Below are 22514 nucleotides of genomic sequence, written 5' to 3'. Positions count from 1 at the left end.
CAATACTACTTAGCACTGCCTCACCCTTTCTCTTCCGTTAAAATTTTAGTTTTATCGCATAAAATCACTATGTTATAATTAACAATAAATTCTTTTGTGAGGTTATTATGAATACTGTAGATTTAATTGAAATTGGACTTGCTAGCGTTATATTTGGAATCTTTCTGTTTTTTGAAAATAAATATACGATCATAAAAACAATGATCCATGTGCTAGTCGTCTTTATTATATTTACCATTTTCAATATTCTATTTAACTTCTTTGGAGCAAGGGAGTTCCTTGACTCTATAACAAAGCCATTGAAAAATGATTTAATAGGGATGGTTGTCATTTTTTCTTCTCTAATCGGTATTACTGGATACCTAGTCTATAAAACTTTTAGAAAGAAATAGTTTTTACTCTCAGATAAAATTCTAATTTTAAAGAATAATGATAATACCATTCCTCATCTGTCGATTGTGAGGGTAGTTATACATTGCTAACCTAATTTCTTCCCACTTTGTATCATTCATTATTTGTTGGTGTTGATTAATATCACCCCTTTCTCTTTAATGCTGCTTTTTAATTATCATTTAGTTAAAATCGGAATTCTTATTCAACTTTCCTGCCCAATTTTTTTCTTCACATTCTCTTGAATGATTATTCACTAATGTTATTCCATTATATGTCCCTAAAATTTAAAAGACGCTTACTTAAAAATTGACTCCATATTGCTGAAAATAGTTCAGACACTGTAAAATGATTTTTCTACAGACAAAATTAAAATACTTGCTTCTGAGGAAAACAATTCCTAAAAGATAAGGTTTTTTCATCTATATTTAAAATTTCTTCACTAATCCAATCATCATAATCTGCAGTAAATCTTTCTACGTAAGTGGTTTGTAGTTTAGACACACCTTTAAAAGATAGTTCCCAGATTTCAATCCCACTTGTTATAATCATTTTTAAAGATACTGAATTACTATCACCTCTCATTTTATGACACAATTTATACTCTAATAAATCATAATCATGAAATGTACGTTCTATAAAAATTAAAAACCTTCTTATGCAATCAACCTTCTAAATCATTATATCTTTCTCTATATACACAAGAATTAAATTTCATTACTAATTTGTGCCTTGAGCACAGCGAAAGGAGTGTATAAAGTGAGTAAACCGATAATTGTAGAATTTCCTTTGAGGGGAGAGTGGCTTTCTCCAAATACTCCAGGAAAAAGAATTCCGAGCCACGGAACAAACCGCTTTGGAACACGATATGCTTATGATTTTTTGCAAGTGGATTGGTCTAGAAAAGGTTGGCCTAGCTATCGTGTTCATCCGTTACGATATTTTCTTTTAGGCGCTCCTCTAAATACTTATTACTGTTGGGGTAAAGATGTGCATGCGCCTTGTGATGGGATAATTGTCAAGTCGGAGGATGGTTACAAGGAGCGCGCAAGGGCGCATCTACTTTCAGACTTGTATGTAGCATCAAAAGTTGCCCACGCTTTCGATCCAAACAAAGACAATTTACAATCTGTTGCTGGTAACTACATCATTATGAAATGTGATGACAATGTATTTGCTGGATTAGTTCATCTTCAAACAGGGTCAATTAAGGTATCAGTTGGTCAAAGCGTGAAAAAGGGCGATGTTATCGGTAAAGTAGGTCATTCAGGTAATTCTTTTGGCCCCCATTTACATTTTCAGCTTATGGATAGCAGTGATATAGTCACTGCAAATGGGTTGCCTTGTGCTTTTGAACAATATGAATTATTTCAGAACGGAAAATGGTGTAAAGTATTTAATGGCATTCCTAAAGATAAAGATAGAATAAGATTTTCCACAATCATCTCCGAGATCGGTGAAATTGATCGATTTAATAACCCTAAGAAACTCGTTGCCTTTGCTGGAATTGATCCTAGTGTCCATGAATAAGGTCAATTCAAAGCTAGAATTAACCGTATTACGAAAAGAGGCTCAACTAGATTGAGGCAGATTTTATATACAGCTGTACAATGTGGTTTGATAACCACTCAGAATCCTAGACTAAAAGAATTCTATGATAGAAGCTAGAGGAAGGTAAGCCACATAAAGTCGCAGTCATTGCTTGTGCAAATAAGCTGATTCATTGGATTTATGCTTTACTCAAACGCAAACAAACATTTACAACCTAGTTTATACCATAATAATCAATAAAAAGATTTAAGACCCCATCGTCAAATATATTCTTTTTTACAAATCCCAGCTTTTCTAAATAAAACTCCAGTACCTAGTCTTGATTTTGTACGAATATACTTATAACAACGATTTTCATGTAGTTGTTGCCTCCCCTTGTTAATTATGACACATAATGTTTAGTTGATGTTTAGTTGCACCCATAACAACCCAAACATTCATCAGAAAGTGCTGTTCCAATATTATAAAATTACTCTATCCAACAATTGTGATTTTGGACCATTATAGAAATATAAACTGTATTAACATTCTTAGGTTTTACTTTCCTTCTTTAAAGAAGATCATGAATATATTATTTTATTAAGTTCCACCAGTAATGGATAGGTGTCTATCTGTCCTGTATTTGCTAAGGCAGTTGCAATGATTCCTGATTTAGGGTAAAAGACAGAAAAAAAGACAACACCAGGATCATAACCAATGATATGATAGTTCATAATTTCTTTTTCAATTTGATTTATATACACACCTAGACCATAATTAATATTTTCACCTCGTTGTTCAGCAAAAACATGCGGTAATAACATTTGATCTTTCATATCCTTAATTAATATATCTTTATTCATTAGATGATCCCAAAGGATATTCATGTCTTTAGCATTTGTGTAAAAACCACCATCAGAAGCTCCAACTATTGGTATAGAAAAAATATTTGTTCTAAACCCTTCTAAATTTCGATCATAGATATGACCTAATGCGGTATTGGCAGGAAGCATGTTTGTTCTAAAGAAACCGGAGTTATTCATCCCACAAGGTTTTAATATTTTTTCCGTAACATAACCTCTGAAAGATTGTCCAGAAACTTTTTCTATGATTAAACCTAACAGTATATAACCTCCATTAGAATAAGCATATCGTGTTCCAGGTTCAAATTTCATTTTTTGATTCTGAAATAGAGGGAGGAAATGCTCTAATTCGGTGATTTTATAAACAGGCCTATCATTCCAAATGGATTCATAATCATCTGTTATCTCTTCATCAAAGTAATCGGGAACTCCAGAAGTATGTGTTAATAGATGTTTGACAGTAATACCATTAGAGAAATATGGAAAATTAAAATCTAAAATTTCTATAACTCTATCATCTAAGTTCAGATTTTGATCTTCAATTAGTTTACATACAGCAATTCCTGTCAAAATTTTTGTTCCAGAGGCTACGCCAAAACTTGTTTCAATGTTATTTTCTAAAGATTCACTCATATTCCTGTAACCACATGCTGCTTCGAAGATTATTTCTCTTTTATTATTGCTAACAGAGAAAACCCCAGAAAAATCACCGCTTTTATTCCATTCAGTAAATATATTTTCAATTTTATTTTTCAAAATAACCTCTCCTTTTTTAGTGTAAAATGGGCTAGTAGAAAGCGAGCTTAGGCTATAAAGATAACTCTTCCATCCAATTTACTAATATCTGTAAATTTAAATAACAGTGTATACTAAATACATTAAGATGATATTTCTAGCCTTGTGCCTTGTATTTACAGTATTCTAAAGATTATGTGGTATTTCAAAGTTTCAATCCTTTTCATCTTTCACTAGGAATACTTGACAATACTCTATTTTCTATACAAACAAAAATGACATCCGTTTAATTTACTGACATTTTTCCTTTTCTTAAAATTAATAATTTATTACTAAATCAACATTTTTCACCGCCTATACTTTTTAAAAACCAAACAGATGGATTTATGTAGTTTCAGTTCAACCTAACAATCATTTGAACATTTACTAATATCAACAATAAATCATCATTAATCTTTATTAAATAGAGTAAATGATTATAATCAAACTTACCATAAAATTTCTCTACTTTTTATAATAAACAATCTTTTAAATAAGTATCTTTTCTGCCCACTCAAGATTTATTTTAATACTATCCACCGTAAACCTAAGAATTCATACTCAACACAATAAGCATGATTGTATTGGTGAACAACCTTGTGTTGCCTTGACTAGGCTATCCCCTCGTAAATCACCTCTACTGTTGACTCGTAATTGCTCTAATTTAGTAATAACTGATAGATGGTGAGGGATTTGAATTTCATCAGTATCTTTATTATTTAAAAAAATCGCTTTTAATTCATTTTCAGTTGTAATAAGATAATCTTTTTTATCAATGGTATAGTCAATTATTTCATCTGTCCCCAGAAATAAAGAATAAAAAGAATTACTTGGTATAGTAACTTTTAACTCATAACTATCAATATCTTGATGTAATTCAAAATTCAGATTTTCGTCATTTTGTACGGAGACAATGTAGTGACTAATTAAAAAATTATCAGTTGCTCTTAATTGATAATAATTCATCTCCTCAATGAAGTACCAACTAAATATTGTCTCTGAATAATCATCAGTGTAATACTGATTTAAAACATTCATGATCTCAGCTTTCGCATTTTTTTCAATATGTAATGAAAAACATAAAAAAGGATAGATAAAGCTAATAATTCTACTTTATCTACCCTGTAACTTATTGTCTTTATAATGTTACACATCATAAACTGTTTTAATAAAAAACTACTCAAACTAGGTCTTTTCATTTTTGCTTTCATAACAAAAAGGACTCATCACTTTTTACATATTGCGTCTATACTGCCCACCAACCTCATATAGAGCTCTAGTAATTTGACCTAAGCTGGCTACTTTCACCGTATCCATCAATTCCTCAAAAATATTTTCTCCATTTATAGCTTTTGTTTTCAGACGATTTAAAGCAATACTAGAATGTTCGCTGTTTCGCTGTTGAAAATCTTCCAAATTACGTATCTGTGTTTCTTTTTCTTCTTTTGTCGCCCTTGCTAACTCCATGTTATTCACTTCTTCATCAGATGGTGGATTCGGATTCACGTAGGTGTTAACTCCTATGATCGGCAACTCTCCAGAATGTTTTTTCATTTCATAATACATAGACTCTTCTTGAATTTTACCTCGCTGATACTGTGTTTCCATTGCGCCCAACACTCCACCACGGTCATTGATTCTTTCAAATTCTTGCAATACAGCTTCCTCAACTAAATCTGTAAGTTCTTCTATTATAAAAGATCCTTGCATCGGATTTTCGTTTTTTGTTAATCCATGTTCTTTTGTAATGATCATTTGAATGGCCATTGCACGTCTGACAGATTCCTCTGTTGGTGTAGTGATCGCTTCATCATACGCATTGGTGTGTAAAGAATTGCAATTGTCTTGTAATGCCATCAATGCTTGCAAGGAAGTTCTTATATCATTAAAATCAATTTCCTGTGCATGTAGCGATCTCCCTGATGTTTGCACATGATACTTCAGCTTTTGACTTCGCTCATTTGCTCCATATTTATCACGCATGACCGTTGCCCAGATGCGGCGAGCGACTCGACCAATAACTGTGTATTCTGGATCAAGTCCATTACTGAAAAAGAACGATAAATTAGGAGCAAAATCATCAATGTCCATTCCTCGACTTAAATAGTATTCAACATATGTAAAGCCATTAGATAAAGTAAAAGCCAACTGCGAAATTGGATTGGCACCTGCTTCTGCAATATGATATCCAGAGATCGATACAGAATAATAATTTCGAACATTGTTGTCTATAAAATAGGCCTGAATATCCCCCATTAAGCGCAATGCAAATTCAGTTGAAAATATACAGGTGTTTTGCCCTTGATCCTCTTTTAAGATATCAGCTTGCACCGTACCTCTCACAGATTGCAGCGTTTTATTTTTTTCATCGACATACTCTTCTTTTGTTAAAGATCGACTTAAATCTCCTTCTAGCTTTTGTACCTGCTGCTCGATGGCTGTGTTCAGAAACATGGCTAGAATAATCGGCGCAGGTCCGTTAATCGTCATGGACACAGAGGTGCTTGGAGCACATAAATCAAATCCTGCATACAGTTTATTCATATCATCAAGTGTACAAATACTCACCCCGCTCTCCCCAACTTTTCCATAGATGTCAGGTCGGAAATCTGGATCCTCTCCATATAAAGTAACGGAGTCAAACGCCGTGCTTAATCGTTTGGCTTTATCATCCTTCGATAAAAAGTGAAAGCGGTGATTTGTTCTTTCAGGGGTCCCTTCACCTGCAAACTGACGTTTTGGATCTTCCCCCTGACGTTTAAAAGGAAATACTCCTGCTGTATATGGGAAGGAGCCAGGCACATTTTCTTTATATACCCAACGAACAATCTCTCCATAATCTTTAAATTTCGGCAAAACAACTTTAGGAATTTGTAATCCGGATAAACTTGTTGTTGTTAATTCAGTAACAATTTCTCTATCACGTACTTTTGAAATAAATTGCTTTGATGCATACTTCCGTTTTTGGTCCTTCCACTGAGCTAAAATCTTCTTTGTTGAAGTAGTTAACTGATTGTTATATTCCTCCGAAATAACTTGCAGGGAGTCCGTAATCTCACCATCTTTTTCTTTTAAGATATGAATTGTACCTTCAATTTGAAACAATTTACGAGCAGCAAGCTCCTGCTCTTCTGCTTTTTGATGATATCGCCTGACTGTATCTGAAATATCCCTTAGATAATATCTCCTCTCATTAGGTATGATAATATTTTGCTTTTCAACATCTTTAACCTTTATTAAAGAAGTCGACCAATCTAAATTCAATTTTTGATTCAGTTTTTCAAGCAAAGCAACAAACAGCGAATTTGTGCCAGCATCATTAAATTGACTAGCAATCGTACCATAAACAGGCATGTCATTTAAATCTTTGTCAAATAACATATGGCTGCGTTGATATTGTTTTTGTACTTGATTTTTTGCATCCTCTGAGCCTTTTCTCTCAAATTTATTAATCACAATTAAATCTGCAAAATCCAACATATCGATTTTTTCAAGCTGAGATGGGGCTCCAAATTCACTTGTCATGACATATAAGCTAAGGTCACATATTTGAGAGATTTCCGCATCTCCTTGGCCAATTCCACTCGTTTCTACAATAATAAGATCAAAGTTTGCGGCTTTAACAACAGATAGTGCATCATGAATAGCTAAAGAGAGTTCAGACTTCGATCCTCTAGTTGCCAAACTCCTCATATAAACTCTTGATGAAAAAATGGCATTCATTCTAATTCGATCACCTAATAATGCCCCACCTGTTTTTTGTTTCGTTGGATCCACGGATAATACAGCTATCTTTTTATTTGGAATTTCATTTATAAATCTACGAATAAGTTCATCGGTAAGTGAGCTTTTACCCGCTCCTCCAGTTCCTGTTATACCAATTACAGGAACCTGCTGAGTTAGTCCTTTCACCCTCTCTATTGCCTCTAGTGCTGGTTTATAGGATTGACTAACTTGCATTTCAGCAGCGGTGATCAACTTAGAAATAGCAATTGTTTCTCCATTGTTTAATTTATCTATCTCATCTAATATATCTGAATGAATGGTAGAGCAATCACATTCTTCAAGCATTTTATTAATCATACCTTGCAATCCTAATGTTCTGCCATCCTCGGGTGAAAAAATCCCCGCAATACCGTAATCATGGAGTTCCTTCATTTCACGAGGAATAATGACCCCGCCTCCGCCTCCATAAATTCGAATTTGAGAAGCACCCTTTTCATTTAATAAATCGTACATGTACTTAAAATACTCCACATGGCCACCTTGATAAGAGGAGATCGCAATTCCCTGCACATCCTCTTGAATGGCTGCATTCACTACTTCCTCTACCGATCTATTATGACCTAAGTGGATCACTTCCGCGCCACTAGCCTGTAATATTCGCCTCATAATATTAATGGATGCATCATGACCATCAAATAAACTTGATGCGGTGACGAACCGAATATGATTTTGTGGACGATATATTTCTTCATTACTCAACAGGAATGCCCCCTTCGCTGTTCATTAGGTCTTCTCGTGTTTCACACTTTTATTCAAAATCACTTTGTTAACATTCTTGAAATGACTAATTTTTGAATCTCTTGAGTCCCTTCATAAATCTGGGTAATTTTAGCATCTCTCATATAACGTTCTACAGGATAATCTTTTGTATACCCATATCCTCCAAATATTTGCACCGCTTCCGTTGTTACTTTCATTGCAGTATCACCTGCATATAGCTTTGACATTGCAGACTCTTTCCCATACGGCATGCCTTCTGACTCCAACCAAGCCGCTTGATAGGTTAGTAATCTTGCAGCTTCAATACTTGTAGCCATATCTGCTAGTTTAAAGCTAATTCCTTGCTGTTGGATGATTGGTTTGCCAAACTGATATCTTTCTTTTGCATATTCCGTTGCAGCATCCAATGCACCTTGTGCAATGCCTACAGCTTGTGCAGCAATTCCATTTCGCCCTCCATCTAATGTTCTCATTGCAATCTTAAATCCTTCACCCTCATCTCCTAATCGATTCTCTTTAGGAACCACGCAATCTTCAAAAATAATTCCTGTAGTAGGTGAAGAGCGAATACCCAACTTACTTTCTTTCTTCCCCACTGAAAAACCTTTAAAATCCTTTTCTATAATAAAAGCGCTTGTTCCCCTTTGTTTTTGTGAAGGATCGGTAAGTGCAAAAACAACATAATAATCTGCAATACCCCCATTTGTAATAAATATCTTTGAACCATTGAGTATATAATGATTGCCATCCAATTTAGCCGTTGTTTTCATTCCTCCTGCATCTGAGCCAGAAGCAGGCTCTGTTAAACCATATGCTCCAATAGCTTTACCCAACGCCATTGGTTTTAGATATTTCAGCTTTTGTTCTTCTGTTCCATACGTATATATAGGCCATCCAGCTAGTGACGTATGTGCAGATAATGTAACACCAGTTGAAGCACATACACGCGAAAGCTCTTCAACTACTATACAGTACGCTAAATAATCGATACCAATACCACCATAACGTTCAGGCCATGGGATTCCTGTTAAACCCAGTTCAGCCATTTTATCAAAAATCTCTCGGTCAAAACGTTCCTCTTCATCACGATCTGCCGCTGAATGTGCAACTTCATTATTTGCAAAATCACGAATCATCGTTTGAATCATTTGGTGTTCTTCTGATAATTTAAAATGCATATCTCATTCAACCTTTCATCTATTAAGTGTTAAAGTTCTTTGCTAATTACAATCCTTTGGATCTCACTAGTTCCTTCATACAATTGGGTCACCTTTGCATCTCTAAAAAAACGTTCTACAGGATAATCCTTTGTGTAGCCGTAACCACCGAATACTTGAACTGCTTCTGTTGTCACTTCCATAGCTGCCTTGGATGCACATAATTTTGCCATAGATGCTTCTTTCCGACACGGTAAACCTTGCGATTTTAAATCAGCTGAGCGATATACCAACAATCTTGCAGACTCTACAAGCGTAGCCATATCTGCCAACTTAAACCCAACTCCTTGTTGATCCGCAATTGGCTTGCCGAATTGCTCACGTTCTTTGGCATACTTTATAGCATGTTCTAGCGCTGCTTCTGCAATGCCCAATGCCTGTGCGGCAATGCCTATTCGACCGATTTCCAGATTAGCCAGTGCAATTTTAAAGCCCTCTCCTTCTTCCCCTAATAAATTTGCTGCTGGAACCTTCATATTTTCAAACATCAATTGAACAGTTCTCGACCCATGCAACCCCATTTTTTGTTCATCTTTTCCAAATACTAAACCCGGTGTATCCTTTTCTATAATAAAGGCAGAGATTCCACGACTTCCTGTTTCATACTGATCCGTTCTTGCAAAACAAACATACGTGTCTGCTTCACCACCATTAGTCACAAACATCTTCGAACCGTTTAATATATAATAATCTCCTTGTTTCTTTGCTTTAGTTTTAAGACTCGCTGCATCTGATCCAGAACTAGATTCTGTTAAACAAAAGGCACCCAAATATTTCCCAGAAGCTAGTTTCGGTATATACCTTTTCTTTTGCTCCTCTGTTCCATAGTAAAGAATCGGATTAGTCCCAACCGAAGTATGAACAGATAGAATAACACCTAGCGTAGCACTTACCTTAGAAATTTCATGAATAGCTATTATATAAGAAATAAAATCCATTTCTGTTCCACCGTATTGTTCAGGTATTGTAATCCCCATCAAACCTAGCTCTGACATTTTGTTAATGATCTCTTTGGGAAACTCTCCTTCCTCCATTCGATCTATAAAAGGAGCAATTTCCGATTCTGAAAAATCTCGAACCATTTTGCGTAGTATTTCTTGCTCTTGAGTAAATCTAAGGTTCAACTTTCATCCCCCCTAACATTCACTTTGTATTCAAAAATAGTACAAATCATTTAACAGTGACTGTAGGCAACCCTTTTTCTGTACATTTTTTGACTATTAGTCATATATATAAAAACCTCTCCCCGATTTTCTACCTAACCAACCCGCTTTCACATATTTCCTAAGTAATGGACATGCACGATATTTATCATCACCAAAGCCGTCATGTAAAATCTCCATAATATACAAACATGTATCAAGACCGATAAAATCAGCTAGTGTCAGCGGACCCATCGGATGATTCATGCCTAATTTCATCACATCATCAACCGCTTCTGGTGTTGCAACTCCCTCATACACTGTATAGATTGCTTCGTTGATCATCGGTATTAGAATTCGATTAGAAACAAACCCAGGAAAATCATTCACCTCTACAGGTACTTTGTTCAGCTTTTTTGTTAAATCCTCAATTAAATCAAACACTTCATCACTCGTTGCCAAACCTCGAATAATTTCTACTAGCTTCATGACAGGTACAGGATTCATAAAATGCATTCCTATCACTTTTTCAGGACGGTTTGTTGCGGCTGCGATCTCTGTAATTGGCAGTGAGGATGTGTTTGTTGCTAGGATCGTGTGTGACGGTGCAATAGAATCTAACTCAGCAAAGATGTTTGATTTTATCTCCATATTTTCAATCGCTGCTTCAATTACAAGATCAACACCACTTGCCTCTTCTAAATTCAGGACTGGTGTAATACGATCTATTGCCGCCTGTTTTTGTTCGGTCGACATACGTTCTTTTGCTACTTGTCGTGAAAGATTTTTTTCAATCGATTCAATCCCTTTATCCAACCCCTCTTGATTTATATCATTTAAAAAAACATGAAACCCTGACACCGCACAAACTTGTGCTATCCCGGCTCCCATCTGACCTGCCCCAATGACCATAATTTTTTGAATATCCATTTATAAACTCCTCTCCATCATGATTTATCCAAGATATATGAATCTATGTTAATAAAGAGCATGTTAAGCGTTATACTTCTACTAAAATCGCATCCCCTTGTCCTCCACCACTACAAATAGCTGCAATTCCTAAGCCACCACCACGCCTTCTCAACTCATGAACTAATGTGGTGACTATCCTTGCACCACTTGCTCCAATAGGGTGTCCAAGAGCAACTGCTCCCCCATTCACATTGATTTTACTTGCATCCAAAGAAGCAATTTGCTGACTTGCTAAGGCCACTGCTGCAAAGGCTTCATTAATTTCAAACAGATGAATATTCTCTGCTGTTTTCTTAGTTTTCTTCAATAGTTTGTTAATAACAAGTCCAGGTGTTTTTGGAAAGTCTTTTGCTTCAACACTCACCTCCGCATGTCCTAATATCCTTGCTAGAGGTTGCCTGCCTTCATTATGAGCCCGCTCTTCATCCATTAATACAAGTGCAGCTGCTCCATCATTCACACCAGGGGCATTTCCAGCAGTAATCGTTCCTGTATGTCCAAATACAGGTTTTAATGCTGAGAGCTTATCTAATGATGTATCTTTTCTTGGCGTTTCATCTGTATCTATGATTAAGGTCTTACCTTTACGATCTGAAATTTCTATTGGAACAATTTCTTCGGCCAACTTCCCATCTTCGATCGCTGCTAGTGCTTTCATATGACTTCGATAAGCCCATTCATCCTGCTCCTCACGAGTTATTCCATATTCTTCTGCAACCTCGTTCCCATATGTCCCCATGTGCACACCAAAAAAACTGCAGGTCAAACCATCATGAATCATGAGGTCTTTCATACTGCTGTCTCCCATCCTTAATCCCCAGCGAGTATTTTCCATAAAATAAGGTGCAGTACTCATGGATTCCATACCACCGGCCAAAATCACATCTTCATCTCCAGATCGGATAATTTGGTCTCCTATAGTAATGCTTCTTAATCCAGAAGCACAAACTTTATTTATCGTTTCCGTTTTCACTTCCCAAGGTATATCAGCCAATCGAGCAGCTTGTCGTGACGGGATTTGTCCTTGTCCCCCTTGCAAAACAGAGCCCAAAATAACTTCATCTACTTCTTCTGGTTTCATTCCAGCACGAACTAGCGCTTCCTTAACAGCAAAACCGCCTAACTCGACCGCTTTTAAAGAACTTAAACTCCCTCCAAATTTCCCAAAAGGTGTGCGAACTGCACTTAATATCACTGTTTTCCCCATAAAAAATCCTCCTTAATTCCATTGGATGATAAGGTTATATTTATAATGTATGCGCTTCCATCGTGATGCAGTTAAATAACTTCTATAATTCTATTATATATGAAAAGAAGAAAAATAGTAATATATTTCATTTTTTATTTTTTTTACCAATTTAACGTGGTGCATTGGTTATGTATCAATTAACTGCTTCATTAACAAGGGATAGATTTAATACATTGAGCGAATAAAAGGCACATGCATAATCATCAAAATGGTTAAAAAAATATAAAATTATGTAATATTTTTACATTATTATTAATATTTTGTAAATGTGTCACCTGGGGTTAATGAGATAGATAGAAAGGATGGCTTTTATAACAAAAATATATTTTCGGAGGGTAATCAATGAAATTAAAATCGTTTTTTTCTGTTATTATGGCTATTGCACTCATTTTTACTTTAGCCGTATCAAGCGCTACAGCGGAATCGAACAACGCTAAAGCTGAAGAAAGTGAAATCATAGTTAAATTTAAAGAAAAAACTTCTAAAGAAAAGAAAAACCAAATCCATCTAGAAGAAAATGCTGAGATTACAATGACAAACGAACAAATTAACTTTGAAGTTGTAAAAGTAAAAGGAAAATCTGTAGAAAAAGCATTAAAAAGCTATAAAAACAGAGCAGATGTTGAATACGCTGAAGCTATTGTTGAATATGAAGCTCTTTTTATTCCTAATGACCCACTTTATTCAAGCAGCCAATATGGACCTCAAATTATGGAAGCTGAAAGCGCGTGGGACATCACAACTGGCAGCTCAAATGTAGTAGTGGCAGTTATCGATACTGGAGTGCAAGATAATCATGAGGATTTAGCAGGAAAGGTTATACAAGGTTATGACTTCATAGATAATGACAGTGATGCTTCCGATGAGCACGGACACGGAACTCATGTAGCAGGTACAGTTGGAGCTATTACTGATAATGGAACTGGTGTTGCTGGTGTTGCTCCAGATGTTCAAATCATGGCAGTACGTGTATTAGATCAATTTGGAAGTGGAACAAATGTTGGTGTTGCTAATGGAATTACTTATGCAGCTGATAACGGCGCAGATGTGATTAACTTAAGTCTAGGAAGCACGTCTCCTTCAAGCGCTGTTGAAGATGCAGTTAACTATGCATGGAATCAAGGTGTAGTAGTTATAGCGGCGGCTGGAAACGCAGGTACTTCTAACCCACATTATCCTGCTTACTACACAAATTCATTGGCAGTTGCTGCTACAGATTCAAATGATGATATAGCATGGTTTTCTACTTATGGTGATTGGGTAGATGTAGCTGCTCCTGGTGAGGATATTATGTCAACTCAGCTTGGTGGAGGTTACACTTCATTAAGCGGAACATCAATGGCTTCACCACATACAGCAGGTTTAGCTGGCTTGCTTGCATCTCAAGGTTTATCAAATACTGAAATAAGAGCTGCCATTGAAAGTACAGCAGACCCAATTCCAGGTACAGGTACTTATTGGGAACATGGTAGAATTAATGCATTTAGTGCAGTTAGTGGAGGGGACGTCCCTGATCCCGATCCAGATCCAACTGTAGTGTTTGAAGATGATTTTGAATCTGATAAAGGATGGACTTCAGATCCTAACGGTAGTGACTCTGCTACTACTGGAATGTGGGAACGAGCTAATCCTCAATCTACAAGTTACAGTGGAAGCAAACAATTAGGAACGACAACTAGTGGAAGTTTTGGACTGGTAACTGGTGCAAGTGCCGGAAGCTCCGTTGGGGCAAATGATATAGATAATGGAAATACATCGATTCTTTCTCCTGAAATTACTTTACCAGCAGACGGAAACTTAACTTTAACTTTCTCAAGTTATTTTAGTCATTATTCAAATGCCACCAGTGCGGATTTCTTCAGCTTGAGTGTTATCCAAGCAAATGGAAATGAGGTTACACTTTTTGAAGAACTTGGTGCAGGTGTTGATCAAGATGCAAATTGGTCTAATCAAACAATAGACTTATCTGCCTATGCAGGTCAAACCATTCAGCTGCAATTTGAAGCTGCGGATGCTGCTGGCGGCAGCTTGGTAGAGGCTGGAGTAGATGATGTAAAAATTGAACAGAGTACAGTTAACGCATTATTGGAACCAAAAGTAGACTAGAAACAATGAATATCATTTGAACAATCTATCTTATTTAACCCTTAATCTAATTCTTTGATTATAAAAGTCATTCATTTTAATCCTAAGCTCAGATTAGTGTGAGCTTAGGATTTTGTTTGTTTATAAGCTTCTAATATACTAATTTCAACACTGTTTTGGCATTAATTTAAGGTGAAATAGAATTGTGATTTAATGAATCTTTGCTAGAAATAATATGGTAATATATTCAATAGAAAAGTGAATTAAGAAAGGAAGTTTTCTTGTTTAAATCTTTTAGGTATATCGGAAGTGTATTCATTCTTTCTGGTACAATTTTATTTGGTTTGATTCAGGATTCATTTAGCAAATGTTAATTAAGTTCCACATCTAGAAGAATGGTCTAAACCTCCAGGATATCTTGCAACAACTCTCGAAGATATAGCTGCTAAAGTACCATATTTCTTAAGTATATTGCTAATGATTATAGGAATTAATTGTAGTCTCACTTGTTCATGAAAAGGATTCTTTAAAGAATGTTGAGTTAAAAATAAAAGAGCCGTGAGGTAAAAGGGCGTGAAAATCCTTTACGACTCTTAACCCAAAAGAATAATCAGTTTTTCTAAGATTACCGGTGAAACTGATAGTGCTATTTATGAACCACACGGCGGATCATTGCTTGTACTTATAAACCACGTAATCCCATCAATTAGATTCTTAAAAAAATCAAAAACAAATCCTAGATTAGGAGGTAAACAAATGTACACACCAAAACACTTTAAAATAGAAGATGAACAACAAATTTATGAATTTTTAAAACAAAATAGCTTTGGCATGTTAATTTCCAGTCATGATAGACTTTCTGCTTCACATTTACCTTTTTCTATTGATCAAAAAGCCAAGAAGTTATATGGACATATGGCAAGAGCCAATCAACAGTGGAAGGAGTTAGAAGGAGATGAGGTTTTAATAATATTTCAAGGGCCTCACGCTTATATCTCTCCACAGTGGTACGCAGAAGAAAATACAGTACCTACTTGGAATTATATGGCCGTACACATTTATGGTAAGTTTGTTATTCAAAATAATGGGGAAACAGTCATGAACCAACTAGAATCGATGGTGGATACATATGAATCCGGATTTGAAACCCCTTGGAAAGTTGATATTTCTTCTGAATATAACCAAAATTTAGTGAAGCATATAGTAGGATTTGAAATTGAAATTAAGAACATACAATGTAAATTTAAGTTAAATCAAAATCATCCAATTGAAAGAAGGAAGAATGCGATTCATGGATTAAGAACAACCAATCAACATGAGTCTATTCAAATTGCTGATGCGATGGAGAAAAGCCTATCAGATCACTAGAGTATGGATTCACCAATATATTTGAAACTATGCTCGAACATTTCTCTACATATAGTTTTAAAAAAAGGGGAACTCCATTATGAACAGGAATTCCCCTTACTTGCAATACTAAACTTATTCATGATATTCCCACTCCAAGTCTTCATTTTCAATCGTTTCTAAGTAATCAATGTTAGTCTTTGATCTCCAGTCCTAACACATTTTCACTATTCATAGATAATCTCATGGCATAGTCTCACTTTTTTCAATTTCTAGTTCCCCTTTTCAAAGCTTCCCACTCTTCTCGTAACATCCCCATCTTAACTGAATCAAAATACTCCCCATCAACGATTCTAGCTTTTCGAATTCTACCTTCCATGCTCATACCCATTTTACTGGCCAACGCTATCATTCTTTCATTACCTGACCAAGTAGATATTCCTACTCTTACAACGTCCATATGTTCAAAAATATAATCCGTCCATAATGAAAAGGCCTCTGTTCCATAACCACCTGACCAATAATTTGAATCATAAATGACAATGCCGTTACTGAGCCAGTTTGTACACTCATCCTCCCAATACCAACCGACTGTACCAACTAGCTTACCATTCACTTCAATGACTAAAACTTTCCTCGGTTGATCAGTGCCTACTTTTAGTAAATCATTTTTATGATCTTCTACAAATTGCTCTAGCGTCTTTTCTGGTCTTGGATAGTATGGGCCATTCCACTTTATATGCTCTCTATCCTCCGCCTCGTAATTCCAATAATACATTAGCTGAACATCTTTTTCTGTTAAATCTCTTAGTGTAACCTTAGTGCCTACTATTTCTATCATGTTGAGTTGCATATATTCCTCCGTCTTGTGTTCATTGTTTTTCTAAGTTTCTTATATAATGTTTCATCGATTCCAATTATCTTTCACGCATGATCACTAGATCTTTTTTGTCACGAATACTATAAAATTCTGGAGTACTTATACTATTAGTAAATGTAAATTGGTTCCCCCAAAAAAATAATGGGTTCGTTTCATATAAAACATCCTCAAACTCAATACCTGTAATTTGACTAATCATGTTGAGTGGAACCTGATAATTTTCAATCGTTTTAAACAACTTTCCATACTCATTAAACCAAAAATCATCCTGCTTAATTACAAAGGCTAACGAACGCAGCTTTCTTTTTCTATTTACATAAAACATGACTTTCCAAAATCCAGCTGGTATATGGATACCACAATCCAACTTTTGATCTACTCCACAGTATTCTCTATCTTGATCTGTAAAAATAGGACCCGTAAATATGGAGATTTTCTTCATATAATTATCTTCATGTTCTAAAATCCAGTTTTCAATTTGATTCCATATCCCTTGATTAATTTCACCGTGCTGTAAAACAATATTCCCCCAGCAAAATGAATCAAAATTTGCTTGTTTTGCTTCTTCTATGCTCCCCCAGCATACATCTCTTCTGCGAACCATATGTCCTCGGTCCCAAGGGTTATTGCGGTACAATTCATTCCCAATCTGATTCTCAACACCAATCCGTTCACAAAAGTGCCAGTCATCGCCTCGCCTAATATTTTTCATTGTATTTTTATCTACATTGTTAGCTCCATAAACTAAAAATCTACGCTTATTATTCATCACTAAAGAAAAATGTGTATAGTGAAACATTTCTCCATCATTTAATGCATCTATTTTCGTTTGTCCAATAAGTCTTGGAACTTTTATCATGAAATCTTCACCTAAGAAATTGGGATCAAAACCTATACTTATACTCATTTAAAATCCCTCCTATTTTAAGTATAACGCGAATTAGAATATTATGACATATATTATGGTTGTTATTGTTATTAAGTGTTTCCAGACCATGATGAAAAATAAACTAGTTGTCAATTCCCCCTTTTCAAAAAGAATTAAAAATGAGGGAGGAATTCAACGTTTATATGGAATATATATATAGTGGATTTAAATTCGAACAGAAATGGATGGATGTTATGGAATTTAAAAATAGTGTGAAATTTAGTGAAATGGAATATGTAAGACCTAATTTAGAAGATATTAAACAACAGTTCAAAGGATTGTTACAGCAATTTAAAAATGCAGACCATGCAGAAGCTCAAATCCAGACCATGAATAAAATAAATCATATCCGCAATTCTTTCGATTCTATGAGTCAGCTAGTATACATAAGACATACTGTGGATACGAATGATGAGTTTTACAAAAAAGAACAAGAATTTATGGATGAAAACACACCGATTATGCAGGATATAACGAGTAAATTATATAAAGCATTAGTAAATTCAAAGTTCCGTGATCAACTAGAAGAAAAATTCGGTAGGCAACTCTTTGATTTGGCTGAACTGACATTAAAAACTTTTTCACCTGAAATTATCGAAGATCTACAATTAGAAAATAAATTATCTAGTGATTATGTTAAATTAATGGCGTCAGCAAAAATTCAATTCGAAGGTGAAGAGCTAAACTTAACACAGCTGAGTGCTTATAGCCAATCCTCTGATCGTATTATTCGTAAAAAAGCAGATAATGCTAGAACTGCCTTTTTTGTTGAGCATGAAGAAAAAATAGACGACATTTATGACCAATTAGTTAAAATACGTACAAAAATCGCTAAATCCTTAGGATACAAAACTTTCACTGAGTTAGGTTATAACAGAATGACGAGAACAGATTATGATGCTAGGATGGTTGCCAACTTTAGAAAACAAGTTAGAGAAATCATTGTACCTTTAGCTACAAAACTTCGTAAAAGACAGCAAGAACGTATTAATGTACCAAATTTATACAATTATGATGAAGGCTTTGACTTTAAGACTGGCAACGCTGCTCCAAAAGGTGATGCAGAATGGATTGTTAATCAAGGGAAGAAGATGTACAAAGAACTATCTCCTGAAACAAATGAATTCTTTCAATTTATGGCCAACAATGAATTAATGGACTTAGTTAGTAAAAAAGGAAAAGCTGGTGGTGGTTACTGCACTTATATTAACGAGTATGGGTCTCCATTTATATTTGCTAACTTCAACGGGACTTCAGATGATATAGACATTCTAACACATGAAGCTGGTCACGCCTTTCAGGTTTATACGAGTCGTTCATTGAATATACCTGAATATCAATGGCCTACAGCTGAAGCATGTGAAATTCATTCTATGAGCATGGAATTTCTAACTTGGCCATGGATGGAATTGCTGTTTGAAGAAAACACCGAGAAATATAAGTTCTCTCACTTAAGTGGAGCTATTTTGTTTATACCATATGGTGTAGCTGTTGATGAGTTCCAGCATTTTGTATACGATTACCCGCAAGCTACTCCACAGCAAAGAAAAGCTAAGTGGAGAGAAATTGAAAAAACATATTTGCCTCATCGCATGTATGATGACAATGAGTATCTAGAAAATGGAGGTTTTTGGCACAAACAATCCCACATATTCAAAATTCCATTTTACTATATTGACTACACCCTAGCTCAAATTTGCGCTTTGCAATTTTGGAAAAGATCAGCTGAAAACCCTGCTGAAGCATGGGATGATTATTTACACTTGTGTAAATTAGGGGGAAGTAAATCATTTGTAGAGCTTGTAACCGAAGCAAGTTTGATATCACCATTTGAGAATGGTTGTGTTCAGTCCGTAGTAGGTGAGATTGAGGCTTGGTTAAATGAAGTGGATGACAAACAACTATAAAGCACCCCAAAAAGTGAAGAAGATTCTTTGGAGAGAAATCCGAATACTTTTCGGGACCCCACATTAACAACATACCTACAAAAGTGATGTAAATCTTCTTAGAATTCCTAGTTCATGGATGAACTGGTGTCGGAATTGCCACATGGAGGTGGCAGGTTATGATCGACCTATTACTTTTGCGGGATTAGAACATCCCGCAAAAAGTATATGTAAGAAAGATCAAATCCTATTAATATTACAATTTAATACCTATTGTGGATACTTAATTGTTCTGATTTTCATAGATAAACATAAGTATCCACTTTATTATTAAACAGTTGTTCACTTAATAAATCCCTATCGAATCTAATATAATAAAATGATAGAAAACTCGTTGAACTTTCTTGTGAAATGAAAATAGAGGAATTATTTTACCTTATTTTTATTTTTGATGGGATGGTTATCTCTAGGCAGTATAGTTTGGGCAATACTCTCATCTAAATCTTCATAAGCATAGTAAAGAATTCTATCATACAGTTCTTCTCTCGTTTGCATCTTTTTAAGGGATTTAACTTGGGTGCCTGTTTCCAAAATTTCTGTAAAAACTTGCTCCATCGCTTTAGCTGCAACTCTTAACGATGTAACTGGATAAATGACCATTTGATATCCCCATTGCTCAAATTGTTTTGCAGTATAGTAAGGTGTTTTCCCAAATTCAGTCATATTTGCTAGCAATGGTGCTTTTATAAATCGGTTCATTGTTTGAAATTCTTCTTCCGATCTTAATGCTTCTGGAAAAATACCATCTGCACCTGCTTCTACGTAACAGTTTGCTCTTTCTATAGCTGCCTCCATCCCTTCAACATCTTTAGCATCAGTACGAGCGATCACAATCAAAGAAGGACTAACCTCTTTCAAGGTACGAATTTTTTGCATCATATCTCTAGTTGAAACTAGCTTTTTACCATTTAAATGACCGCATTTTTTGGGTAATTCCTGATCCTCTATTTGTACAGCTGCTACTCGGGCTTCTACCATCTCTCTAGCAGTGCGAGCAACATTCAATATTCCACCAAAACCTGTATCAATATCTACTAATAAGGGTAAATTTGTATTTCTTATTAAGTCACGAGCACAGGTTGCAACTTCATCTGAACTTACAATACCCAAATCTGGCAATCCACGGCTAGCGGTGTAGGCAGCTCCTGATAAGTACAAACTTTGGAATCCTACACTTTTAGCAATCAATGCAGCCATTCCATTGTGGACACCTGGTATTTTAAGAATTGTATTTGAATTCATTAGGTCCTTAAATCTCTGTGCTAATTCAGACTGAGTACTACCTTCTTCTATTAACCATGCCATTCTAACCCTCCTATTACACTATCGATGTCATATTGCCATTCATACTCATAAAAATTATAATTCTCTCTCAGTAGAGGATTAAAGCCTACTGAGAGAGATTTATTGTAGTTCTTTTCAAAGAGGTTATAATACTAAATTTTAAATAATTTCATAAAATCATGCACAGCTGTTTCTTCTAATCGTGTTTGATCCATACATAGCTGAACGATCGATTCTACTTTTTTAGTTGGGAACCTAGTCGCTAAGTTTTGTTCAAACTTCTCTACTAATTTTGGTTTTGCCTCGCTACGTCTTTTACGATGACCCAATGGATATTCTACTGCGATCTTTTCCGTTGTGCTCCCATCTTTAAAATGAACCTGTATGGCGTTTGCTATGGAGCGTTTATCGCCATCCAAATAATCCACACTGTACTGCTCGTTTTCCTCTACGACCATTTTCTCTCGTAATCCATCAATGCGTGGGTCCACCGCGATTTCTTCTTCATAATGCTCTGCCGTTAAATCCCCAAAGATCAATCCTATCGCCGTCATATATTGCAAGCAGTGATCTCGATCTGCTGGGTTTTTTAATGGTCCTTTTTTATCAATGATACGAATGGCAGCCTCATGCGTGTTGATCGTGATTTTATCAATATCATCCAAACGATCCTTCACTTCATCGTGCAGCTTCAAAGCACACTCTACCGCAGTTTGCGCATGAAACTCCGCCGGGAAAGAGACTTTAAACAATACCTGCTCCATGACGTATGAATCCAAAGGACGTGCAAGCGTGAGCTGCTCCCCTTTAAACAATACATCCTGGAATCCCCATTTTTCCGCTGTCAGTGCAGTTGCATATCCCATTTCTCCCTTTTTCGCGATCAAGGACAACCAGACTGCTCGGCTCGTTGCATCCCCTGCTGCCCAAGATTTTCTTGAGCCTGTGTTTGGAAAATGACGATACGTTCGAAGACTAGCATTATCAATCCAAGCATTTGAAACCGCATTCATGACTTCCTCTAAAGTACCACCTAACATCGTTGCGGCTACCGCCGTGGATGCCACCTTCACAAACAATACATGATCCAGTCCCACTCGATTCAAGCTGTTCTCTAACGCTAAGACACCTTGAATTTCATGGGCTTTAATCGATGCGGTCAACACATCCTTCATGATCAATGGTGCTCTTCCTTCTGCTAGTCTCCCACGACTCATGTAATCTGCCACTGCCAGAATCGCACCTAAGTTATCCGAAGGGTGTCCCCATTCTTGCGCCAGCCAAGTGTCGTTATAATCCAACCACCGAATCATGGTTCCAATATTAAATGCCCCTTGTACAGGATCTAATTCAAATTGGGTACCCGGTACACGAACCCCATGTTCTATTGTTGTCCCTGGC

Annotated in this window: 16 protein-coding genes and 3 pseudogenes; 7 read left to right on the top strand and 12 right to left on the bottom strand. The window is 35.8% G+C overall.

The genetic code is table 11. The features are described 5' to 3' along the window. The first annotated feature begins 107 nt into the window (after nt 1-107). Nucleotides 108-392, top strand: coding sequence for a hypothetical protein (locus Q5Y73_RS05685; RefSeq protein WP_305990898.1), 285 nt, complete (start codon nt 108-110; stop codon nt 390-392). Between the two features lie 367 nt (nt 393-759). On the opposite strand, the gene Q5Y73_RS05680 is transcribed toward Q5Y73_RS05685, so the two are convergent. Continuing rightward, nucleotides 760-975: a hypothetical protein gene (locus tag Q5Y73_RS05680; RefSeq protein WP_305990897.1), complete on the bottom strand. Its 216-nt coding sequence runs from the start codon at nt 973-975 to the stop codon at nt 760-762. A gap of 165 nt (nt 976-1140) precedes the next feature. Here Q5Y73_RS05680 and Q5Y73_RS24785 point away from each other — a divergent pair. Next, nucleotides 1141-1692: pseudogene (locus Q5Y73_RS24785) on the top strand (M23 family metallopeptidase); the annotation flags it as partial. A gap of 87 nt (nt 1693-1779) precedes the next feature. After that, a pseudogene (locus Q5Y73_RS05670) lies at nt 1780-2159 on the top strand (transposase); the annotation flags it as partial. Nucleotides 2160-2501: 342 nt separating this feature from the next. On the opposite strand, the gene Q5Y73_RS05665 reads toward Q5Y73_RS05670, so the two are convergent. The 7 genes from Q5Y73_RS05665 to Q5Y73_RS05635 all read right to left on the bottom strand — a co-directional run bounded on the left by Q5Y73_RS05665 (nt 2502) and on the right by Q5Y73_RS05635 (nt 12601). Beyond that, nucleotides 2502-3539, bottom strand: coding sequence for a serine hydrolase domain-containing protein (locus Q5Y73_RS05665; RefSeq protein ID WP_305990896.1), 1038 nt, complete (start codon nt 3537-3539; stop codon nt 2502-2504). Between the two features lie 579 nt (nt 3540-4118). Next, the gene (locus tag Q5Y73_RS05660; RefSeq protein WP_305990895.1) at nt 4119-4595 is read right to left on the bottom strand and encodes a hypothetical protein; all 477 of its coding nucleotides are present in this window, start codon (nt 4593-4595) and stop codon (nt 4119-4121) included. Between the two features lie 195 nt (nt 4596-4790). Next, a complete protein-coding gene (gene icmF / locus Q5Y73_RS05655) occupies nt 4791-8042 on the bottom strand; it encodes a fused isobutyryl-CoA mutase/GTPase IcmF (RefSeq protein WP_305990894.1) in 3252 nt (1083 codons plus the stop codon). A gap of 59 nt (nt 8043-8101) precedes the next feature. After that, nucleotides 8102-9241 (bottom strand): acyl-CoA dehydrogenase, encoded by a 1140-nt coding sequence (locus tag Q5Y73_RS05650; RefSeq protein WP_305990893.1) that lies wholly within the window; start codon nt 9239-9241, stop codon nt 8102-8104. A 29-nt stretch (nt 9242-9270) separates the two neighbouring features. Continuing rightward, on the bottom strand, nt 9271-10404 hold the full coding sequence (locus Q5Y73_RS05645; protein ID WP_305990892.1) for an acyl-CoA dehydrogenase: 1134 nt from the start codon (nt 10402-10404) through the stop codon (nt 9271-9273). A gap of 96 nt (nt 10405-10500) precedes the next feature. Further along, nucleotides 10501-11352: a 3-hydroxybutyryl-CoA dehydrogenase gene (locus Q5Y73_RS05640; protein WP_305990891.1), complete on the bottom strand. Its 852-nt coding sequence runs from the start codon at nt 11350-11352 to the stop codon at nt 10501-10503. Nucleotides 11353-11422: 70 nt separating this feature from the next. Continuing rightward, nucleotides 11423-12601 (bottom strand): acetyl-CoA C-acetyltransferase, encoded by a 1179-nt coding sequence (locus Q5Y73_RS05635; protein WP_305990890.1) that lies wholly within the window; start codon nt 12599-12601, stop codon nt 11423-11425. A 384-nt stretch (nt 12602-12985) separates the two neighbouring features. Here Q5Y73_RS05635 and Q5Y73_RS05630 point away from each other — a divergent pair. The 3 genes and pseudogenes from Q5Y73_RS05630 to Q5Y73_RS05620 form a co-directional block, all read left to right on the top strand. After that, a pseudogene (locus Q5Y73_RS05630) lies at nt 12986-14137 on the top strand (S8 family peptidase); the annotation flags it as partial. A 117-nt stretch (nt 14138-14254) separates the two neighbouring features. Continuing rightward, nucleotides 14255-14749: a choice-of-anchor J domain-containing protein gene (locus Q5Y73_RS05625; protein ID WP_305991613.1), complete on the top strand. Its 495-nt coding sequence runs from the start codon at nt 14255-14257 to the stop codon at nt 14747-14749. A 735-nt stretch (nt 14750-15484) separates the two neighbouring features. After that, nucleotides 15485-16096: an FMN-binding negative transcriptional regulator gene (locus Q5Y73_RS05620; RefSeq protein ID WP_305990889.1), complete on the top strand. Its 612-nt coding sequence runs from the start codon at nt 15485-15487 to the stop codon at nt 16094-16096. A gap of 244 nt (nt 16097-16340) precedes the next feature. Here Q5Y73_RS05620 and Q5Y73_RS05615 read toward each other — a convergent pair whose 3' ends face one another. Then, a complete protein-coding gene (locus Q5Y73_RS05615) occupies nt 16341-16928 on the bottom strand; it encodes a GNAT family N-acetyltransferase (protein ID WP_305990888.1) in 588 nt (195 codons plus the stop codon). A 64-nt stretch (nt 16929-16992) separates the two neighbouring features. Further along, nucleotides 16993-17862 carry a DNA/RNA non-specific endonuclease gene (locus tag Q5Y73_RS05610; protein WP_305990887.1) on the bottom strand — a complete coding sequence of 290 codons (870 nt, stop codon included), beginning with the start codon at nt 17860-17862 and terminating at the stop codon, nt 16993-16995. A 233-nt stretch (nt 17863-18095) separates the two neighbouring features. Between Q5Y73_RS05610 and Q5Y73_RS05605 the strand changes: the two genes are divergently transcribed. Further along, on the top strand, nt 18096-19790 hold the full coding sequence (locus Q5Y73_RS05605; RefSeq protein ID WP_305991612.1) for a M3 family oligoendopeptidase: 1695 nt from the start codon (nt 18096-18098) through the stop codon (nt 19788-19790). A gap of 405 nt (nt 19791-20195) precedes the next feature. On the opposite strand, the gene prpB is transcribed toward Q5Y73_RS05605, so the two are convergent. After that, entirely contained in the window at nt 20196-21134 is a 939-nt protein-coding gene (gene prpB / locus Q5Y73_RS05600; protein WP_305990886.1) for a methylisocitrate lyase, read from the bottom strand. 131 nt (nt 21135-21265) lie between these two features. Next, nucleotides 21266-22514 (bottom strand): bifunctional 2-methylcitrate dehydratase/aconitate hydratase (locus tag Q5Y73_RS05595; protein WP_305990885.1); only part of this gene is annotated, 1249 nt, incomplete at its 5' end.

It is taken from the genome of Chengkuizengella axinellae (assembly GCF_030730905.1).
Taxonomy (GTDB): Bacteria; Bacillota; Bacilli; order Paenibacillales; family KCTC-33759; genus Chengkuizengella; species Chengkuizengella axinellae.
The sequence above is the reverse complement of the archived record's forward strand: the minus strand, read 5'-3'. Positions and strand labels throughout refer to the sequence as shown.